The sequence below is a fragment of the Nostoc sp. CALU 1950 genome, assembly GCF_051172895.1.
Classification (GTDB): Bacteria; Cyanobacteriota; Cyanobacteriia; order Cyanobacteriales; family Nostocaceae; genus Nostoc; species Nostoc edaphicum_A.
The window spans coordinates 1-20,813 of record NZ_JBDNJQ010000033.1 but is presented as its reverse complement, the minus strand read 5'-3'; the positions used below and the strand labels follow the sequence as shown (position 1 = coordinate 20,813).

Below are 20,813 nucleotides of genomic sequence, written 5' to 3'. Positions count from 1 at the left end.
TAGTTAGTTGTCTTTACATTCCTTTACAAATAAGCTGTTAGAAAAATTTTAAGTTCTGTTGATTTGTAACGAAATAATAAGTTGTAAATTGTCTTATATTTCTGTTAAAAATCAAAGTAGATGTAGGGCAAACTCCCTTCAGGAGCGAATAACCAAACAGCGTAGAAACAGATGGGCACGAAGACAAGCTTAAGAGGCCAATTAAACTCTAACTTCAGCATTCGGTTGAAGGCATAGACTATAGCCATGAAGGCAGCTAAAGTTAGAAGTACCCAAGTGAGTTGGTATTGACTCATATTTAAGGCATCTACATAGACCTTTTGAGCAAACTGGGCATCAGCTGGATAACCCCAAAGATGGCGAATTACCAAAGAAGAGTCTTGAAGATTAGGTAGACGGAACCAAATCCAAGAGGTAAAAACCATCAATTGAGTTAAGAACCAAGCTACAAAGATACCCAGAGGATTTTGCCAGAAATGTTCTAGATTTTCAAAGCGATCGCTCATAGTATCTGTAAGTCGATGAACCACCAAGGCTAACCCGTGGAATATGCCCCAAACTACATAACCCAAAGCAGCACCGTGCCAGATACCAGCGATTAGCATCACAATAAATAAATTCCAGCAGGTACGGACTAAACCCCGACGCGAACCACCCAAAGGAAAGTAGACATAGTTACGCAACCAATCTCCTAGAGTCATGTGCCAGCGCCGCCAAAATTCTGAAATATTGGTGCTGAAGTAGGGAAAGTCAAAATTCTCAGGTAGAACCAAGCCGAAAAGCATAGCACTACCACGGGCGATGTCTACGTAACCGTTGAAATCTAGATATAACTGCAAACCGTAGGCGAATGTAGCTAACCAGAGATCGGTACTACCGGCCCGTTGCAGATTACCAAAACATAAATCGACGAAAATTCCGAGGTGGTCTGCAAAAATGCCTTTTTTGACTGCGCCCCTAGCAATCAACCACAGCGCTTCAGCTACTCTATCGCTACTGGGAAAGTTGAGTGTATTGAATTGATTTGCTAAGTTGTGATAGCGCGTAATCGGACCTGAAATGAGTTTAGCGAAGAATAATTTGTAGGTGGCAAATTTAAGAAAATTATCACTAGCAGGGGCACCACGATAGACATCTACTAAATAGGCAATGCATTCAAAGGTAAAAAAGGAAATTCCTAATGGTGCAATCAATTTAAAAGAGCTATCTGGTGAGTTTGTTTGCACATGAAAAACAAACTTGAATAAAGGGGTAAGATACTTAAAACCTAATAACAGTAAAACATTTAGAATTATACCCACCCACAAAACTTTTAAACGGCGACGATTCCAATCACCTTGAGCAAATTGCCACTCTTCATTAGAAATTTGCCAATCAAGAGAATGTTTTCCTGGTGATGTATTTTGCCCAATCTCCAGCCCTACACGGAAATTAACAAACGTCAAGGCTAATAGTAATGGTATGTACTGAATATGCAAAGATGCATAGAAAACCAAACTGGCAATTAGCAGCGTCCACAATCGCAATTTCTGTTGTGCCAAAGACCAGTAAATTCCTAACACACTCAATAAGAACAGCCCATAGAAAATTGATATAAAGTTCATTTTTTAGTCATTTGTCATTCGTCATTTGTCATTTGTCATTTGTCATTGGTCATTGGTCATTTGTCATTGGGTATTGTAGATTATTCTTCCCAATCCCCAATCCCCAGTCTCCAATCCCCAGTCTCCAATCCCCTACTTCACTGGCCAAGGAATCATCGGGTCATTAGCCAGCTTTTTCGAGACTTCGTATGCGCCAAAGCGGTTGAGGTGGCTAGGATCAGAAAAGTAGTCATTTACTTTTATCCACTGTTGGCTCAAATCACGATAAATAAAGTTGGGATTAGTAGCCAAACGCAACATATATTGCTGAAATTCCTGCTCATATTGCCTACGCACTGGATCTAAATAATCTCCTGTCAGAGGCATATTGACAAACACTAAGGAAATTTTCTGAGATTGGGCAAACTGAAGCACTTCTTGAAAAGCAGCATCTTGCTGTCCTTCTACTTGGAAAGATTTATAGTCATTGTCGTAATTTCCGGTAACTCTAGAATATTTTTGATAATATCTAGCGGGATTGAAACGAATAGACAAAGGTAGAAAGCCATCAAAGTCAACTGATTGCCGAGAAGTACTTTCATCTGAAGTACCGTCTGTTAGCTGTCTTTCTGATGCAACTGTCTGATTATGACCAAGTATGAGTAGTTGTTTTTGCAGTAAACTTTTTATTTGCTCGCGATTTGGATAGCTACTGGAAACAGATGCTAGAGCTTGATTCAATGACTCATTAACAGCTTGATACGTACTAATCTCCGGTACGTCCTCATTTGTCTTTTTATCTCCCGAATTTACTGCATTTTCGGCTAAATCATCGCTATTTGCATCTGTTGCTGTTTTTTGGAATGCTTGTTTATAACCAGCTGATGCAGCGATGGATTTAAAGGTAATATCCTCGCGTCCACCGTTGAAAGCACGAGCACCATCTGCCCAGATAATTATTTTAGGCAGTTCTGATGGTTCTAATACGTGGCGAATCACAAAGTCTACAACTTGTGCGGTAGCACCGTTGATCCCAAAATTAAACACGTCCAGATTTGGATAGCCCTGAGTCGCTAAAGCTTTAGAAAGTGCTGCTGGATCTACTCCTCTGAGGGCGCGGGAGGAGCCGATAATTAATACATCTGGCGGATTACCAGTTCTCGCTAAACGCTGTTTATACAGTGCTAGTTGTTCATCTAACTGCCTGACATTGAAACTTGGCATCTGCGATCGCGCTGCTAAAAGAATAGCTGTTGCGGTTGCTTTTTCTTTCAGTGGTGCGGCTGCCAAATTCTTAGTCGGGGTATCATCATTTTGGGTAAATTCCGAAGCATTAAATACAGAACTCTGATTTGGAGGAGATTTTGTCTTGGAAGTGCTGCTAAAAAATGTTGTTTTTTCAGTCTGATTTTTTTCAGATGTCAAAGATGCCTTGTGCTCAGAAGATGATGGGAGGATGGCACTAGCGACTTTTGGCGAACTTGGCGTAGTCCGTGCAATAATTCGACCCAATACCCAATCAGTTTGGAGAGTGAGTAATAATCCCAGTGTTCCCCAAACTAAAGCAATCTTAATTCCTTGAACATCATGGTTATGTTCCGCTGACTGGTTGCTTTCGGTAAATAACTGGCTTCTCAACAGGAATTTTTTCGCTGTTGAACTCGCCGTTGCCATCCAATCTCGCGCTACTTCGGTTACAAAACTTTGAACTTCTTCTGTTGTTAAGTCGGGGCGCAAAATTGGCTCACTAGTCTCAGAGGTTACCAGATCGTTAACGTATTTAGAAGTAGCAGCAAATTCTGGGGTTGCTTCTGGCACTAAACGTTGGCGATGTTCAAGATCAACGCCATAATGCCAAAAAGGTTCTTTATTCCCAGCCCGGCGACCGTAGATACGTACTCCCATCATACCGGGAATTTTTAATTGGCGAATAAACTGCGTAATTTTACTTGCTACTTGTTGCCGCCCTGGACAAACAGGTGCATCACACATAATGTGCAATAAATCATTTTTGTTCAGTAAAAGTACGCGAATTCCACCTGTCAATAGCCGCCAATCCAAGTCAGGATTGAGTAAGCGCTCTAGTAAAAATATGATGGCTGGTTCATCGCCAGTATTTGCCAACTCTAGTGGTGATGGGGCAAAGGCGGGATGTTTTGCAGCGGGTAAAGCCAGCCAATCAATCCAAGTGGGTTGCTTGTCGCCTGCTTTTTGTCCGTATACGGTGGCAGCGAGAATGCCTTGAGGTGCGATCGCTTCTAGTTGGGGTACAATCGCCTTTAAGCACACTTCCTTGTCTGGGATTGGGGCAGTTCCTAAGGGATCAAAAGCTGGGGTACAAAAGATATGTAGCGTTGATTCTTTCAGAGAAGCTTGGACAGCAACTTTTAACCCTGATAGTACCTCAGTTAATAATCGAGCGATCGCTTGTATATCCCCCCAACGCGCCCACTCTTTCAGCATCACTTCTGGTGGTGTCAAATCCACCCGCAGCAGCCAATCATGTACAGTTTCGCCGCTCACCTGAGAAACAATAACTGCATCTTGGTAGCCGGAAAGCTTGAGATAACGCAACTTTTGTGCTATTGGTTCAGCAAGCAAGGATGCATCAGGGCTATAGCTCGACTGGCAAAATATCCACAGGCGATTTTCTTCTGGCTGAGAATTCTTTGGCTTATATAGCTTAATCTTTGCCTGTACCGATACACCTAAGGTACTCAGAGTTTCGCTGAGATATCGAGCGATCGCTTCTGGGTTGCCTTGGCGTGCCAAACTTTCGTTAGAGACAATTAACGCTCCACCCGATTGTTTGGATTTTTCCGAGTCTGCTAGCAAGGCTTGCTCCACCTGCTCCAGATGTTTATCTATTTGATTCAAGTAAACCCGATGGCACCATTTGGGGCGCTGTTCCCCTTTTCTTCGGCCATAGACAAATACTTGATATATTGAGGGTTGTTCGTTACTTGTGAGGATATCTAAGTTTGTTTGCTGTAGTGCTTGCAGCAAATCAGACAAAGTGTGCCAACGCTGCGGACATTCTGTACCTTCACAAAGAATATGAAGGTCATTTCCCCGCAACCGGACTTTCACCCCGAAAGTGTTGATCCCTGTTGCTTGGCTTACCCATTGCACTAAGGATTGCTGGCGATCTGGTAATACTGTTTTCATGCTCAGTTAACTTTACAGGAAGCGATTGTTGGGGGATAGTGCCTGCACTTGTAAACTAGAACCATAGGTCTATCACACTCTGACGTTTTTTTTTAACAATTTTGTTACCTTCGTAGCTCACAAAATCGGCCAAGATAGTCTTGTACAGGTTGCAAGTCTGACTAATGTTGAGTTTTGCGTTTATTTTACTAATAGGGAGTCAGAAATCAGAAGTTAGGAGCCAGGAGTCAGAATAATTTTATATGACTGGCTGATGACTTGTCCTTTAAAACCGGACTCGCGTCCCAATGTGCTAATGTAACGCCCCTGATAGGCGAAACAAACAACAAGCTTATCTCATTTCAACTCCATCCCTTGATCGTTGGAGTCATCTTAACTCCTAACTCTTAACTCCTGACTCATAACTCCTTTTGACCCATATTCCCATAACCAAAAATTAGCAATGCCTCCTACCAACCAACAACCCTCAACTAACCCGCCATCTAATCTGGATTTTTTTAGCATTCCCCAATCTTTCCTTTTACAAATAGGTACAGCGTCTATATTACTGCTGCTCATTACCGGAAAAACTACAGTAAGAGCACTAGAATCTATCGGGGAAGCCAGTGAAGAATTATTTCGAGGCGATCGCCTACCCAACCTCGACTTCCCAGATGAACACGAAATCAATCAAGATGAGAAGATATACACCAAATAATTATTTGCTCAGGAACAACCCGGTGAGCATTCAGTGCAAAACCTAGAACCGTAAACAGTAATTAGCTTTACAAGAATAGAGAATATGGGTTCCCTTTTATACTCTTCGTCTCAAACTGCGGATATATACCCGGTGTCGGAATTATTTTTGCGTCATCGTCTCCAGGTAGTGGAAGAATTGTGGGAGTCAGTTCTCCGGCAAGAATGCGGTCAAAATATGGTAGATCTGTTGCGGCAGTTGCGCGATCTATGTTCACCAGAAGGACAAGCAACAAATGACCAAGCATCCTCAGCCGTTAAATTAATTGAACAACTAAATATCAACGAAGCAATCCGTGCGGCTCGTGCTTTCGCTCTATATTTTCAGTTGATCAACATCATAGAGCAGGAATACGAACAACGGCAGCAATTGAGCCGCTATGAAGCAGAAACAGAGGCTACAGACGCAGAAAGAGCATCCAATGTCAACTATTCTTCCAATCAAAGAGAAGATGATGCGCCTGTTAGCAAGGGAATAGCAGCAGAATTGTTGACAAAGAGTTATCTAGAAAAAGCGCCAGTCAAACCAAAGGGGACTTTTGCTGCTTTATTTCCCTATTTATTCAAACTGAATGTACCACCCCAGCAAATTCAACGTCTAATTGCACATCTGGATGTGCGTTTAGTTTTCACAGCACACCCAACGGAAATTGTTCGTCATACCATCCGCGATAAGCAGCGCCAGGTGGTACAACTATTACAAAAACTGGATGCCTTGGAAAACCATTCTGGTGGTACATCTGGGGGATATGCTTGGGAAGCAGCAGATGTCCGCGAACAATTGCTCGAAGAAATTCGCCTGTGGTGGCGCACAGATGAACTTCACCAGTTTAAACCCACGGTGCTAGACGAAGTAGATTATGCCCTGCACTACTTCCAAGAAGTTTTGTTTGATGGCATTCCCCAACTTTATAAACGTTTCAAACATACCTTATCCAATACCTTTCCTTGGCTAGAACCACCGAGTAAAAACTTTTGCTCTTTCGGCTCTTGGGTAGGCTCAGACAGGGATGGGAATCCATCAGTCACACCCGAAATTACCTGGAAGACAGCTTGCTATCAGCGCAAAATGGTGATCGGGAGATATATTCAGTCAGTGAAAAATCTGATTGAATTGTTGAGTGTATCGATGCACTGGAGTGATGTCTTACCAGACTTACTGGAATCTCTAGAATTGGATCAGTCCCAGTTGAGCGAAGTTTATGACGCACTGGCGCTGCGTTATCGACAAGAACCCTATCGGCTCAAACTAGCTTATGTGCTGAAACGGCTGGAAAATACTCGCGATCGCAATCTAGCTTTATACAATCGAGAAACGCCAAAAAATCAAGATAGCCCCCTGTATCTTTCCGGAGCCGATTTTTTAGCAGAACTGCGGATGATTCAGCGCAACTTGACAGAAACAGGTTTAAGCTGTCGAGAATTAGAAAATCTCATCTGTCAAGTAGAAATTTTTGGTTTTAACTTGACACAGCTAGATATTCGCCAAGAATCATCCCGCCACGCCGATGCGCTGAATGAAATCCTGGAATACCTGCAAATATTACCTCAACCTTACAACGAACTCTCTGAGGAGCAAAGAGTTGCTTGGCTCACAGGAGAACTGCAAACCCGTCGGCCATTAATTCCGGCAGAATTGCCATTTTCCGAAAAAACCAACGATGTAATTGAAACTTTTCGCGTCGTGCGATCGCTCCAACAAGAATTTGGTCTAAATATCTGCCAAACTTACATTATCAGTATGTGCCGCGACGTGAGCGACGTGCTGGAAGTGTTGCTGTTAGCCAAAGAAGCCAGACTTTTTGACCCCGCCATTGCCGTCGGAACTATTCAAGTTGTCCCCCTATTTGAAACAGTAGAAGACTTACAACGCTCCCGAAGCGTCATGCGGAAACTGTTTGAACTCCCCTTATATCGCGCCTTATTAGCCGGCGGCTACGAACAGACAAAAACAGAGAGCGTTGTCGTGGATGAAAATTCATCCTCCCCTGCCTCCCCTGCCCCCCCTGCTCCCTCATCCCCAACCTCCTCCCCCCTCACCCCCAACTTGCAAGAAGTAATGCTGGGGTATTCTGACAGCAACAAAGACTCTGGTTTTTTAAGTAGCAACTGGGAAATTCATAAAGCCCAAAAATCACTGCAACAAATAGCAGAAGGCTATGATCTAAATTTGCGGATTTTCCACGGACGCGGCGGTTCTGTGGGACGCGGTGGCGGCCCTGCTTACGAGGCGATTTTGGCTCAACCCGGTCATAGTATCAATGGGCGAATCAAGATTACCGAACAAGGAGAAGTTTTGGCTTCTAAATACTCCTTGTTGGACTTGGCTTTGTACCACATGGAAACCATCACTACAGCTGTGATTCAAGCTAGTCTACTGCGGACAGGGTTTGATGATATTGAACCCTGGAACGAGATTATGGAAGAATTAGCAGCGCGATCGCGTCAACACTATCGTGCTCTAATCTACGAACAGCCTGATTTTGTTGACTTCTTCCACCAAGTAACCCCAATTGAAGAAATAAGCCAGCTACAAATTAGCTCTCGTCCAGCCCGCCGTCCATCTGGTAAGAAAGATTTAAGTAGTCTGCGAGCTATTCCTTGGGTATTTAGCTGGACACAAACTAGATTTTTGCTGCCTTCCTGGTACGGCGTTGGCACAGCTTTACAAGACTTCTTGAACGCAGAACCAGAAGAACATTTGAAATTGCTGCGCTACTTTTATGTTAAGTGGCCGTTCTTCAAGATGGTGATTTCTAAAGCCGAGATGACCTTGGCAAAAGTAGATATGCAAATGGCACATCACTATGTCCAAGAATTGTCAAAACCAGAAGATCAACTTCGTTTTGCCAAGGTTTTTGACCAAATTGCCAGCGAGTTCTATCTGACAAGGGATTTGGTGTTAAAAATCACCGATCACAATCGACTGTTAGATGGTGATCCTGTATTGCAGCGATCTGTGCAGTTACGCAATGGCACAATTGTCCCCTTGGGATTTATCCAAGTTTCACTACTTAAGCGCCTACGCCAGTCCCTAAATACTAATGCTACTTCTGGAGTCATCCACTCTCGTTACAGCAAAGGCGAGTTACTGCGAGGAGCATTGCTAACTATTAATGGTATTGCCGCTGGGATGAGAAATACTGGTTGATTGGGAATGGCGCATTGGGCATGGGGCATGGGAATAAGGGACAAATGACAAATGACTAATGACTAATGACAAAAAATAAAATTTTAATTTGCACTTTTTTGGCGTTGTCATCAGGTTTTTTTGGTGCTTACACCAGTGGGCAAATTACCATAATGCTGCATAGCCAAAAGTGCCAAAACCAACCTTGGGGTTTAAAGGAGATGTGCAACGCTTGGATGACACCAGGAGCAATATGGCAAGGTAGCACAACAGGACTGTGGACAGGTACTGTTTTAGGGGCGTTTGTTGGTGGTTTGGTGACGCGACAAACTCGTGATTAGTCTGTTGACTAATTAATTAAACGTGAATTCGACGAATCTCTCCTTAACTTGAACTTTAGTTCAAGTCTGTCCCTTTGCACTTACAACAAAGTTATCTGTTGAGGCGAGTAGGGGAAGACAAATTGCTTAATAACTCTCTTTCCTCCCCTACCTCGCCTGCTTATCCGAATTGTATTGTCCCCACTTGTGACTATCCATTAGTCAGATTTTTCTTAACACTTTCGTTCACCGCTTTTGCCTGGAATTGGCATTAAAGGGTATGTCCAAAGACTTATGAAAATCTTCCTGAACTTTGCGAGTTAAGCGGCGGGAGACTTGGCGGACGATTTGGTTAAGTACGCGATCGCCTGTAGATTGAACTAGAGACTTGGGTAATCGCTGAATAAACCGGGGAAAGTGAATATAAACTATTAAATCCAATTCCCATTCAACCCTTGTAACCTCCCCAATACTAGAGGAAACATCCGTTTCTATTAACTTGAGGGCTGCGTGGTAGTCTACGTCATAACCAGGCGGCTGATAGTCAGGAATGGGGATTGTACGGATGCGGTAAATACCTTCCTCTGGGGGCAACAATTCTAAACCAATTTTCGGTTCTACTTCATAACCGAAAGAACCAAAACGACCAATTACTAAAGCATAGCCATTTTCCCCAAGTGATTGTACCTTCATGGGTTCAGCGCAGCGCGAAAACCATGAGGCGTGAGCATTGAGATACTCAGCAACCTTCTCTACTGGGGCAGCCATTTCCATACAGTCTTGATAACGACCGTAAAATTTTGTGAGCGTTGCTACATTTGCTTCGGTTAATGTTTCCTTAGCTTCTTCTTGGGTGGAGGCTACAGGTAAAACTGCTTCTGTTATTTCCCAGGATTTATATTCGCTTTTTCTTGAAAGCATAAATGCATTACTGTATACTTTGGCGTTCGTCTATATTAATGATTCCCCACGCGCCTGGGTCATTTCGCATTCAAATCCCATTTTACTGAAACCTTATTAATCTGCCATCAACTCCATAGAATTACTAAAATAAAGAACTGAACAAGCACACAATAGTTTCCCAGGATAGCATTTCTCATGAAAGCATTTGTAGCAGGGGCAACGGGTGAAACAGGTCGCCGGATTGTGCAAGAATTGATAGCGCGGAATATTCCCGTCCGAGCCTTGGTGCGGGATATAGAGAAAGCTAGGGGTATTCTCTCTCCTGAAGCCGAATTAGTTGTAGGCGACGTATTACAACCAGAAAGTCTGGCTGCTGCGTTGGGAGATAGCACAGTTGTGTTGGTTGCAACTGGCGCAAAACCGAGCTTTGACCCCACTGGCCCCTATAAAGTGGATTTTGAAGGGACTAAAAATTTAGTAGATGCTGCTAAAACAAAGGGAATTGAACATTTTGTCTTAGTTTCTTCTTTGTGTATTTCGCAGCTTTTCCATCCACTGAATTTGTTTTGGCTGATTTTGTTGTGGAAAAAGCAAGCCGAAGAGTATATCCAAAAAAGTGGTCTGACTTATACGATTGTGCGACCTGGTGGCTTGAAGAATGAAGATAACCTTGACCCCATTGTGATGCAGAGTGCAGATACACTGTTTGAGGGTAGCATCCCCAGGCAGAAAGTCGCCCAAGTTGCGGTTGAGGCGCTGTTTGAAGCTGATGCACGGAATAAAATTGTCGAAATTGTTGCCAAACCTGAAGCTAGCTCCAAAACTTTTGGGGAATTATTTGCTAATGTCGCCTAATGAACCAGTGAAGAGTTAACGCTAAGGGGCGCATCTATGCGCCCCCTACGAACAGTAGGTATGTATTGAATGAAAGTGAACTTTGCCAGAATGAGCGCGTCAATTATTGTTGTTAGCAAACAGAGCAAATTTGAAGGAGTTAGACTCTGAAAGGCTTTGAATTCAAAGGTGTTGAAAAACTTATTGGCCCAATAGCCGCGCTTCTCGGCTTTGTGTATTTATTGCAATGGTATATTGGAGACTTGCGATCGCCTTCTGATCCCATCTTTGAAAATAAACAGCCGCCTTTGGTGATGAAACAGGGCGACCCCTATATCCGCGCTTTAATGCGAACCATTTCGGCGAGTGAGGCAAGTGGTAACCGTCCCTATTCGCTTTTATACGGTGGACAGCAAGTCAACGACCTCAGCCGACATCCTGAGATATGCGTCACAATTGTCACAGGCCCCAACACAGGTAATTGTTCTACCGCTGCTGGCAGATATCAAATTATCAACATTACTTGGGATCGTTTAGCCCCTCGTTATCATCCAAATCCAATGCAGATGATGTTTTGGACTGGTTATAGTTTTGAAGCAGAGTATCAAGATGTAGTAGTTTACCGATGGTTAAATGATTCTAAAGTTTGGGGAGTTGATATTTCTCAACTGTTGCGTCAGGGAAAGTTAAATGATGTTTTGCGGCGACTCTCTCCCACCTGGACAAGTTTAGGATATGGGATAGAAACTAATTCTGTTAGTAGCTCTTTACCTAAGATTTATCAGAAAATGTTGCAAGAAGAATTAACCGCAGTTAATCAACCAACAGCCCCGAATTTGACACCATCCCCAACTCCTTCTAGCAAGGCAATAAAGAAGCAGTGAGGTTAGATTAATTTTTAACTTGCTGCGGACAAAAAATATTTGATATTTTCCACAAATGCCAAGGTATTTTCAAAGTGGATATTATGTCCAGCATCATCAATTATTTTCATCTGGGCAAATTCACATTTTTTAGCCATTTCTGTATTAATAGATATAAATTTTTTATCATATTCGCCAACTAATAACAGAATAGAAATTGTATTATCTTTTAGCTTTTCCCATAAAGAAGGTTGGTATCCAGTACCCATAAAGCGTAGTGATTTATCTAATTCCTGGGGATTGTTCTGCAACCTACTTTTTACCATGCGATCATATTCTGGATGATTTTTTATACAAGCAAAAATCGGCTGCTCATACCAATTTGATAAAAAAGCGGCAAAATCGTTTTTTTCAAAACTTCTTATTACCTTTCTACCTATTTGCGTATCAAGTTTAATGCGTTCTAATCGTTCTGCTTCTGTTGGCAAACCTGGGGAAGCTGACTCTAGTACAACTTTATAAAAACGTTCTGGAAAATTCAGGGTAAGATATAAAGCTAATCTTCCACCCATTGAATAACCAACTAAAAAGCATTTGGCAATTTTTAACTCATCCAGCAAGTTGATTAAAGCATGGGCAGTATTTGTCATTGTATAGTAATCATCCCCAGCCAAAATTTGGGTTTTGCCATGTCCAGGGAGATCAATTGTTAAATAATAAAATTCATCAGATAGTAATTTTATCGCTTCATCAAATTCATTAATGTTACCCATGAAACCATGCAGAAAAAGAATCAGTGTTTTTTCTGGGTTGCCCATGAAAGAATAGTAAAATTGATAATTTTTTCTGACCATCGTCTAGTTAAAAACTATCTTTGCTGCACAGCATATTATCTTATGGAGTAAGGTTCTTTTCTCGTTCCCTTTTTATAGGAGGAAACGAGGTAAAAGCAGAGAAAGTCTATTAAAATAGGTTGTCTACAAGTTCGCAACATGATATTGCTGAGGTGAATATCATGATGCACTATTGAATAGCGAATGTATCCTACATTATTTTTTTAATTTTTAAGGTAAAAATCGATCCAAAGCAGCTTTTAACTGTTTAATTTCAACGTCAATATTACCCTCTTGTGCGGCTCTACCAATGCACTCGGTTAAATGTTCATCTAAAACAATTCGCGCTACCCGATCTAATGCGCCTCGCACTGCGGCAATTTGCAGTAGAACATCAGGACAAGGGGTACTTTGCTGCACCATTGCCTTAATACCACGAACATGTCCTTCTATACGCGATAATCGATTGACAATTCGCCGTAGAGATTCTTCACTATGGACGTGAGAATGAGCTAACTCTCCAGTCCCATGAGTATGATCTGTCTGCTCTTGCTCTGTATCATGATGGTGGGAATATTCTGCTTGCTGGGGTGTTGGCAAGGATTCCTTACCTAATCTGTTTGATCCATTCATGGGTTATCAAAGGACTTGTAGTACTAAAATCCTAGCCTAGTACTCGACCAACCCAAAATTTATCAGTGGCGAGTGGCGAGTAGCGGGATGAAGGAATGTTGTAATTTCGTTTATCTCTCTCCAAGACTCGTTAACGGAGTTAAAAAGCTAGTTCATTTCTCCCCACTCCCCATTCCCTGATTCGCCCTAACTCCACTACTGACGATTGGCTCTTTCTTGGGGAATAATCTCCGTTACTACCCTACCGCTAGGACTGCCACCTTTGACAACAATATTTTCTGTTTGCAGATTACCAACGGCTGTTTCACCCGCAAAATTTATTTGTGGGTCAACTTGCCGATAAAGCACATTTCCCTGAGCTTCAACTAACTTATTGTCTAAATACCAAGTTAATGAATTGGATCTTAGAGACTGGCGACGCTGACCAACGGCGTTGACGTTACCTGTTAAATAAACAATTTTTCGCGGTATTATCATTTGACCTTGATTGGATGTCACTGTGACATTTTCGGCACGGTGGAACATTCGTGTAGGCGAGTTTGTGGTGACACTTTCTGTGTTCATGTCCCAGATCATAGAGTTACTAGCTATTTGCAGTGGTGGGTCTAGTAATTCTAGTTGGGCATTTTTCTGGACAGTGGCAATTTTTGTTTTTAAATTGACTTCGGCATAATTTCCCTTGCCGCGATCGCTAATTTTATTATCTTTGTAGCGATCAATTTCTATGGGGCGATCGCCAATCAGTTTTTCTTCTTTAATATTCCAGATCAAATGCTCGGTTCTGACTTGTAACTGGGGATCAGCAGAATTTGCTACTACCCCTCCAGAAAATTCCATTCGCTGTTCGCGGGTTTTAACTCGCGCTTCTTGCGCCACTGCTTTTAGTTGTTTATGAGTCCCGTTAATCTGATTGCGGACAATCAACAAATCTTCTTGGGGACGCCATTCTAATTCATTACCTTGCAATACAATTCCATTACTAGGGTCTGTGGCAAATATCTTACCTTTAAGAAACAACTGCTTCCCATCTTGCTCAATGTCTGCTACATCTGCCTTGATTTGGTAAATTACTTTGCCATCTTGGTATAGTTCACCATAAGGGTTTTCAGCCTGACCAATTTGTTTTTCTTTGGTGTATTTTGCGGTTTTAGCCCTGACTTTCCAAATGGGTCGTCCCACTTCATCTGCTTGTTCTAAAGTGACATCAAAGAAAGTCAAATCGCTATCTGAATTAGATGAATCCACAGTATTTTGTTGGGAGGCTGAGGGAGATTTACTCCCACAGGCAACTAAACCAAATACTAAGAAAAAGGTCAAAGGTAAAATAAGAAAAGAGGGAGTGGAGGAGAAATTTTGAATTTTTCTCTTGCCCCATCTCCCCTTTTGATGAAATTTATACGCCATTATTCTTGGATTTCTAGGTGTCCATCACTAGTTCTGGGGTCTTCCAAAAAACCGATGCCAGATAAAGGCCGGTATGGATAGCTTTGGCGAGGGGTTTTTTGAATATCTTCTTTGATGGCTTCTAAATCGATGTAGCGATCGCTTACATTAATTAAGCTGTCACTGGTCATCGAACGCAAGCTCACTACTTCTACCCGCACGCCACGATAGCTCACTGAATTAACTGCATAAGCTAAATCCCCATCACCGCTGACTAAAACTGCGGTATCATAAGAATCTACTAGTGCCATCATATCGACTGCTATTTCTACATCCAGGTTAGCTTTTTTAGAACCATCTGGTAGCTGGACTAAATCCTTAGCAATGACTCGATAGCCATTGCGACGCATCCACAGCAGAAAACCCTGTTGCTTCTCGTTTGTCCGGTCTACACCAGTGTAGAAAAAAGATCGCAGTAGTCTGGAACCTCCAGTTAATCGGCACAATAGCTTGGTGTAGTCGATTTCGATTCCTAGTTGCAGTGCAGCGTAAAATAAATTTGAGCCATCTATAAATATGGCAACTCTACCCCGATTCTCCAAAACTTGTTCTGGCGTAAAGATCGAATCGTTTTCCAAATTATTCAACATCATTGTGATACCTCAATTTTTATCCCTGTTATTTTTGATACAAATTACCAACTTTTAGATGCTAGTCACAGCGGCTTATGATAATGTTCCGAGGCTAATTTTAAGTTCAGCCCCGATAAATTTTTTGAGAAAATAAGAGATTGAACAAAATCAGACTTTGATAAGGACTAATCGTTTTTCGGGGGTTCTATTCGCTTAAAAATAGGTTTGGGTGTACCCAACTCTTGTTTACTGGATAGTATTCCCCATGTAGCATGGGTGGCAAAAGGGGCGGTAACTGAACTTTGTATTTGATCGTTAAAGTTTATTCCAAAGCCCAGCTGCTGATAAATATCGCTACTGATGTTCGGAATAATTGGGGATAGCAGATAAGCTGCTAGTCTAACTGATTCTAGAACTGCGTAGAGAACTTTTTCCACCGACTCCTGCTGTCCCTGTTTATATAATGACCAAGGAGCTTGTTCATCAATAAACTTATTACTGGCTTGCACCAATGAAAGGATAGCCCCGCAGGCTTGATTGAAAGCTAGCTCTTGGTATGCTTGTTTCACCTGTTCCCCTAGACGTAAACCAATTGCTTTCAAAGGATTTTCGTCAGGAATCGCTTCATTGCCGATTGATGGGACTTTATTCTGGGCGCAGTATTTCTTCACCATGTTCAAGGTGCGATTGAGCAAATTACCTAAATCATTTGCCAAATCTGCATTCAAAACATTGATGAACCTTACTTCATTAAAATCTCCATCTTTGCCAAATTCGATTTCCTTAAGGAAGTAATAACGAACGGCATCACTACCATAGCGCTGAACTAACGCGATAGGATCAAGGGTATTACCCAGACTTTTGCCCATCTTCTGCCCATCTTTGGTCAAAAAGCCATGCCCAAATACTCGCTCTGGTAAGGGTAAGCCAGCCGACAACAGCATTGCGGGCCAATAAACTGCATGGAAGCGGAGAATATCTTTACCAATTAGGTGCAGGTTGATTGGCCACCATGTTTCTAAAGCATTTGCTAAAGTCGGTTCTGCATCTGGTTCTAGTAATGCTGTGACATAACCTAGCAGCGCGTCAAACCAGACATAAAGGGTGTGCTTGGGATCAACTGGTACGGGAAAACCCCAATCTAAATTCACCCGCGAAATGGAAAAGTCTTGCAACCCTTGATTGACAAAGCTGAGAACTTCGTTGCGCCGACTTTCTGGTTGAATAAAATCTGGTCTAGATTGATAAAATTCTGTCAGCTTATTTTGATATTTGGATAAGCGGAAAAAATAGTTTTGTTCGTCTCGCCACTCTACTTCTTTGTTAGTATGAATTGGGCAACGGTGTCCTTCTAGCAAATCCCGTTCTTCTTTGAATTCTTCGCAGGATACGCAATACCAGCCTTGTTGCTGTCCTTGGTAGATATCACCAGATTCCCAGACTCGCTCAAAAAATTCTTTGACGATCGCTTCATGACGAGGTGCAGTAGTCCGACTAAAGCGATCGTATTGAATGTCTAGTAACTGCCATAAACTCACGAAGCTAGGGACAATTTCATCGCAAAACTCTTGTGGTGCTTTGCCTAAACTTTCTGCTGATCGCTGAATTTTTTGCCCATGTTCATCTGTACCTGTAATCAGTAATACCTGATGTCCTAGTAGTCTGTGAAATCGCGCAACTACATCTGCTGCGATCGTCGTATAAGCACTGCCTATATGGGGGACATCGTTTACATAATATAGGGGTGTGGTTAGTGCAAATGTCTTTTCTGTTTTATTCACTAGATTCATGTAAAAATAAATAAAAATTAACTTAATTAAAACGTTTTGACGTTTTACATCTTAGTTTTTAGCGGCAAAACCACGCAATTATACAATAATATTCCTATTTTTTCCAATAACACCTTCATACTAGCAAATTTATTATGTCAATAATTGTTTTGTAATATGCATCAATTCTGATAATTTTTGCCTAAAAGATGAAAATTAACTAATCATAATCTTTTTGAATACTTTCTATTAGAAATTCTTGTGATCAAGAATACATAATCGAGAACGTGAAAAATCTATTTGCTTTTGTCGATTAGATATTTCTATCTTAAGACGGTCATGGCAATAGTAAAGAAATGTAAAAATTAAATTAAGATAAACCGCCATATTTACCGGAAAAATATATTGATTAGGTATGAGTCGAAATAGCCCCCTAGAGATTTCTCGCGCTTTGGTGGCGGCATTCTCAACGCAAATGTTTCGCTATTACGAAGACCGCATTCCCCAGGATGCCAGCGTGTTGGTAGTTAGCAATCACCGCAGCTTTATGGATGCACTGATTTTAATGGCGGCGTTATCGAATCCGATTCGCTTTGCTTGCCATCACTATATGGGACAAGTGCCAGTCATGCGGGAGATTGTCACCGGACAATTGGGGTGTTTTCCCTTAGAGGAGACTCAAAACCGCCAGCAAAGCTTTTTTTCGCAGTCGCAGTTGCTATTGCAGTCCAAGCAGATGGTGGGAGTATTTCCAGAAGGGACTGAACCAATGGTGAAATTTACTCAGCCAAACCAGGTGGGTGAGTTTCAGCGGGGATTTGCCCATTTGGCATTGCGAGGGAATGTGCAGGATTTAGCGATTTTGCCGATCGCGATCGCCTCCTTAGAAGAGGTAAACACGAATGGCTTCCCACTAAGGCTTTTGAGTGTATTTGACCCCTCAGAACCTTTATTTAACCAAAGTGGTTGGCATCCTTTGGTAATTTATCGTCGGGTTGCAGTGTTAATCGGTCGTCCTTATTGGATTACGCCCCAACATCATCAAAAATATCATGGCAAACAAGCCAGAACTGTTGTGGCTGAACTGACAGAACACTGTCATGGTGAAATTAGTGATTTACTGCGCCAAGGTTGCTATTAGAGCCGTTCGATTTTGGATTTTGAATCGTCCGAACAATCAACAGTTCAAAAGTTTTATACCATTAACAAATGACCATTGACTACTGACCAATGACTAATGACTATCTCTGAAGTTGAGTTAAAGCCTTGTTTCCTGACTCCTGAACGAGTACAGCCAGAGTATCCCCTATTGGTATATTTGCCAGGAATGGATGGAACAGGTCAACTATTGCGATCGCAAACCACTGGATTAGAAACTGGCTTCGATGTCCGCAGTTTGGCGATCCCCCGTCAAGACCTTACCACTTGGGATGTGCTAACTAAAAGTGTACTGGACTTGATCCACGCAGAATTAGAAAAAAGTTCTCAGAGAGCAGTTTATCTGTGTGGTGAGTCCTTTGGTGGTTGCTTGGCAATGAAAGTAGCAATCAAAGCACCTCACTTATTTAAGCGAATTATCCTAATTAACCCAGCTTCATCCTTTCAGCTTCGCCCTTGGTTGCATTGGGCATCCCAACTCACTTACTTAGTGCCATCAGGATTGTATGATGTTGGCGCACTAGGGTTGTTGCCGTTTTTAGCATCTTTGCCACGCATTTCTCGGAGCGATCGCCATGATTTACTGAAAACTATGCGTTCTGTACCATCAGAAACCGTTCTTTGGCGATTGTCTTTACTGCGAGAGTTTCAAGTTGATCAGGAACAGTTAAGTCGCTTGACTCAACCAGTTTTGTTGATTGCCGGTGGTAGCGATCGCCTTTTGCCTTCTGTAAGTGAAGTAAAGCGCATAGGGAATATCCTACCAAATAACAAGATTGTGATATTGCCCCATTGCGGACATGCTTGCTTACTAGAGCAAGATACTAATCTCTATGAAATTCTTAAGGATAACGAATTTTTAGAAAGTAATGCTGATATCAGTACCGGGTTAGAGGTGAGAGGATAGGGTGAGGTGCGATCGCATCATAATTGGGATATTTCTACCCGCGTTTCTCATCTGATACTGGTGGTTTACCTGTGTTTTCATTGTCTTCCTAGATCAAACACAGGGATTTGAGGATGTTTTAAAAGTCCTCTGGTCGGTAGCAAAACGTTTTAGATCCCCCTAAATCCCCCTTAAAAAGGGGGACTTTGAGAATTTTTTGCCCCCCTTTTTAAGGGGGGTTGGGGGGATCAACAAGTGCCTAAAATTACAGCCGACCACTTTTAAAACATCCTCTGAGAGTATGTTCCTATTCTTGATGGATTAACACAGTTTTTAAAACAAGAAAATAGTTCATTCTGAAACTGATAATTATGTTTATAGAGGGATGTACAGCCGCTCAGGATTCGCTAAAAGAAAGAGAGAGGCTTTAGAGAATGGTGTCAAAGAATGGCAGACAAACCCCAAGAAATAGAAGTGAAAAAATCCGGTAATTCACCCACAGAAACTTCAAAAGTCGGAATTCAGGCTCAATCATCAGTAGAAAATGAACCATCTATAATAGAGTCTTTTGTTAAAACTGTTGCTGATACTGGCATGGCAGTTTTAGACACAGTAGTGGGTGTGGGAGAAGCCACCGCGAAACAAACACACAAGTTAATTGAGCAAACAACTCAAACTAGCGGTCAGTTTGTTAACCACCTCAGCCAGAATTGGCTGATTAGAAAAGTATCTGGAGTCTTAAATCTCAACTGGCTAATTGGTAGTACTGACATTATTGATTTAGAAAAAGCAGAAGCGGCAGTAAAGAAGCTAAAGCAAAAGTATCCCAATGAATCAACTAGCCAGATTGCTCACCGAATCATGCTGGCAAAAGCAACTAAAGCTGGCACTGTTGGACTAGCAACTAGTATTTTGCCGGGAGTAGCAGTTGCATTATTGGCAATTGATTTAACAGCAACAACAAAATTGCAATCAGAAATGATTTATGAGATTGCATCTGACTATGGGCTAGATTTAAAAGATCCTGCCCGGAAAGGTGAAGTTTTGGCAATTTTTGGTTTGGCTTTGGGTGGAGGCCGTTTATTAAAAGCTGCTGGATTAGGGTTGCTGCGAAATGTACCTTTTGCGGGTGCAGCGATCGGAGCTAGTTCAAATGCGACAATGATCTATTCATTGGGGTATGCTGCTTGTCGATTCTACGAAGCCAAGCTGGATGAATCAACATCCCTCGAATCGCCAGAGACATTGGCAACCTTAAAAGCCGAAAGCGAAAAGTATCTCGAAAGTGCGATCGCTCAACAAACTCTCATGGATCAAATCTTAGTCCACATGATCCTAGCCAGTCATCCAGAAAAGACTTGGGAAGAAATTTTGCCAGAATTAAAAGCTGTAAACATCAGTCCTAAGTCCTTGGATGCCATTGCCCAAAATATCAAATCACCCCAACCTTTAGATGTATTACTAAATCAGCTAAATCGTGATTTTGCCATACCTTTGTTAGCTCAATGTTATAAAATTGCCCAGACTGACAATCAGACTACACCAATTGAGCAAGAAATAATCTCAGCGATCGCCAGCAAATTTGACATTGACACAAATACAATTGGGGGATAGGGAATTGGGGATTGGGCATGGGGCATTGGGCATGGGGTAGGAAATAAATAAAGTACAGTTCATCGCTTCATTAATGAGTATCAAAGACTCGTTATAGCCATTTTCAATCCGGTGAGGTACAGGTGTGCAAATAGACCTAACCCCCTTCCCGAACGCGGGAAGGGGGAACAATTCAAAGCCTCTCTCCTAAAAGGAGAGAGGTTTGGAGAGAGGTCAAAATTGTACTTCACTGGATCGAGAACCGCTATAACGGAGTTCTGAGGTGGATTAACGAGTATCAAAGACTCATTAATGGAGTTCCGAGGTGGATTAATGAGTATCAAAGACTCATTAATGGAGTTCCGAGGTGGATTAATGAGTATCAAAGAC

Annotated in this window: 16 protein-coding genes; 8 read left to right on the top strand and 8 right to left on the bottom strand. The window is 42.1% G+C overall.

All coding sequences use genetic code 11. From position 1 onward, the window contains the following. Positions 1 to 104 precede the first annotated feature (104 nt). On the bottom strand, positions 105 to 1,604 hold the full coding sequence (locus ABF638_RS11945; RefSeq protein WP_435022928.1) for an MBOAT family O-acyltransferase: 1,500 nt from the start codon (positions 1,602 to 1,604) through the stop codon (positions 105 to 107). A 132-nt stretch (positions 1,605 to 1,736) separates the two neighbouring features. Beyond that, complete coding sequence (locus tag ABF638_RS11940; protein WP_435022927.1) at positions 1,737 to 4,751, bottom strand: DUF1574 family protein; 3,015 nt, start codon at positions 4,749 to 4,751, stop codon at positions 1,737 to 1,739. Positions 4,752 to 5,193: 442 nt separating this feature from the next. Between ABF638_RS11940 and ABF638_RS11935 the strand changes: the two genes are divergently transcribed. The 3 genes from ABF638_RS11935 to ABF638_RS11925 all read left to right on the top strand — a co-directional run bounded on the left by ABF638_RS11935 (position 5,194) and on the right by ABF638_RS11925 (position 8,957). Beyond that, positions 5,194 to 5,448 carry a hypothetical protein gene (locus ABF638_RS11935; protein WP_069072037.1) on the top strand — a complete coding sequence of 85 codons (255 nt, stop codon included), beginning with the start codon at positions 5,194 to 5,196 and terminating at the stop codon, positions 5,446 to 5,448. Between the two features lie 84 nt (positions 5,449 to 5,532). After that, the gene (locus ABF638_RS11930; protein ID WP_435022926.1) at positions 5,533 to 8,637 is read left to right on the top strand and encodes a phosphoenolpyruvate carboxylase; all 3,105 of its coding nucleotides are present in this window, start codon (positions 5,533 to 5,535) and stop codon (positions 8,635 to 8,637) included. Between the two features lie 65 nt (positions 8,638 to 8,702). Further along, complete coding sequence (locus tag ABF638_RS11925) at positions 8,703 to 8,957, top strand: hypothetical protein (protein ID WP_435022925.1); 255 nt, start codon at positions 8,703 to 8,705, stop codon at positions 8,955 to 8,957. A 225-nt stretch (positions 8,958 to 9,182) separates the two neighbouring features. Here the strand turns inward: ABF638_RS11925 and ABF638_RS11920 are convergent, their stop codons facing one another. Then, positions 9,183 to 9,857 carry a DUF1997 domain-containing protein gene (locus tag ABF638_RS11920; RefSeq protein WP_181928806.1) on the bottom strand — a complete coding sequence of 225 codons (675 nt, stop codon included), beginning with the start codon at positions 9,855 to 9,857 and terminating at the stop codon, positions 9,183 to 9,185. A 177-nt stretch (positions 9,858 to 10,034) separates the two neighbouring features. Here ABF638_RS11920 and ABF638_RS11915 point away from each other — a divergent pair, with 177 nt between their 5' ends. Together ABF638_RS11915 and ABF638_RS11910 are read left to right on the top strand one after the other, a co-directional pair. Beyond that, complete coding sequence (locus ABF638_RS11915) at positions 10,035 to 10,694, top strand: NAD(P)H-binding protein (protein ID WP_435022924.1); 660 nt, start codon at positions 10,035 to 10,037, stop codon at positions 10,692 to 10,694. 212 nt (positions 10,695 to 10,906) lie between these two features. Further along, a complete protein-coding gene (locus tag ABF638_RS11910) occupies positions 10,907 to 11,557 on the top strand; it encodes a glycoside hydrolase family 24 protein (protein WP_435022923.1) in 651 nt (216 codons plus the stop codon). Between the two features lie 14 nt (positions 11,558 to 11,571). Here the strand turns inward: ABF638_RS11910 and menH are convergent, their stop codons facing one another. The 5 genes from menH to metG all read right to left on the bottom strand — a co-directional run bounded on the left by menH (position 11,572) and on the right by metG (position 16,807). Then, positions 11,572 to 12,390, bottom strand: coding sequence for a 2-succinyl-6-hydroxy-2,4-cyclohexadiene-1-carboxylate synthase (menH, locus tag ABF638_RS11905; RefSeq protein WP_435022922.1), 819 nt, complete (start codon positions 12,388 to 12,390; stop codon positions 11,572 to 11,574). Positions 12,391 to 12,600: 210 nt separating this feature from the next. Next, on the bottom strand, positions 12,601 to 13,002 hold the full coding sequence (locus ABF638_RS11900; protein WP_435022921.1) for a metal-sensing transcriptional repressor: 402 nt from the start codon (positions 13,000 to 13,002) through the stop codon (positions 12,601 to 12,603). Between the two features lie 195 nt (positions 13,003 to 13,197). Further along, complete coding sequence (gene lptC, locus ABF638_RS11895) at positions 13,198 to 14,406, bottom strand: LPS export ABC transporter periplasmic protein LptC (RefSeq protein ID WP_435022920.1); 1,209 nt, start codon at positions 14,404 to 14,406, stop codon at positions 13,198 to 13,200. Beyond that, on the bottom strand, positions 14,406 to 15,035 hold the full coding sequence (locus ABF638_RS11890) for an NYN domain-containing protein (RefSeq protein ID WP_094348455.1): 630 nt from the start codon (positions 15,033 to 15,035) through the stop codon (positions 14,406 to 14,408). The genes lptC and ABF638_RS11890 overlap by 1 nt, the downstream gene beginning before the upstream one ends. A gap of 167 nt (positions 15,036 to 15,202) precedes the next feature. Further along, positions 15,203 to 16,807 (bottom strand): methionine--tRNA ligase, encoded by a 1,605-nt coding sequence (metG, locus tag ABF638_RS11885; protein ID WP_435022919.1) that lies wholly within the window; start codon positions 16,805 to 16,807, stop codon positions 15,203 to 15,205. 394 nt (positions 16,808 to 17,201) lie between these two features. Between metG and ABF638_RS11880 the strand changes: the two genes are divergently transcribed. The 3 genes from ABF638_RS11880 (at position 17,202) to ABF638_RS11870 (ending at position 20,444) form a co-directional block, all read left to right on the top strand. Beyond that, complete coding sequence (locus tag ABF638_RS11880) at positions 17,202 to 17,927, top strand: lysophospholipid acyltransferase family protein (RefSeq protein ID WP_435022918.1); 726 nt, start codon at positions 17,202 to 17,204, stop codon at positions 17,925 to 17,927. 96 nt (positions 17,928 to 18,023) lie between these two features. Beyond that, positions 18,024 to 18,851 carry an alpha/beta fold hydrolase gene (locus tag ABF638_RS11875; protein ID WP_435022917.1) on the top strand — a complete coding sequence of 276 codons (828 nt, stop codon included), beginning with the start codon at positions 18,024 to 18,026 and terminating at the stop codon, positions 18,849 to 18,851. Between the two features lie 426 nt (positions 18,852 to 19,277). Continuing rightward, on the top strand, positions 19,278 to 20,444 hold the full coding sequence (locus ABF638_RS11870; protein ID WP_435022916.1) for an EcsC family protein: 1,167 nt from the start codon (positions 19,278 to 19,280) through the stop codon (positions 20,442 to 20,444). Positions 20,445 to 20,813: the final 369 nt, after the last annotated feature.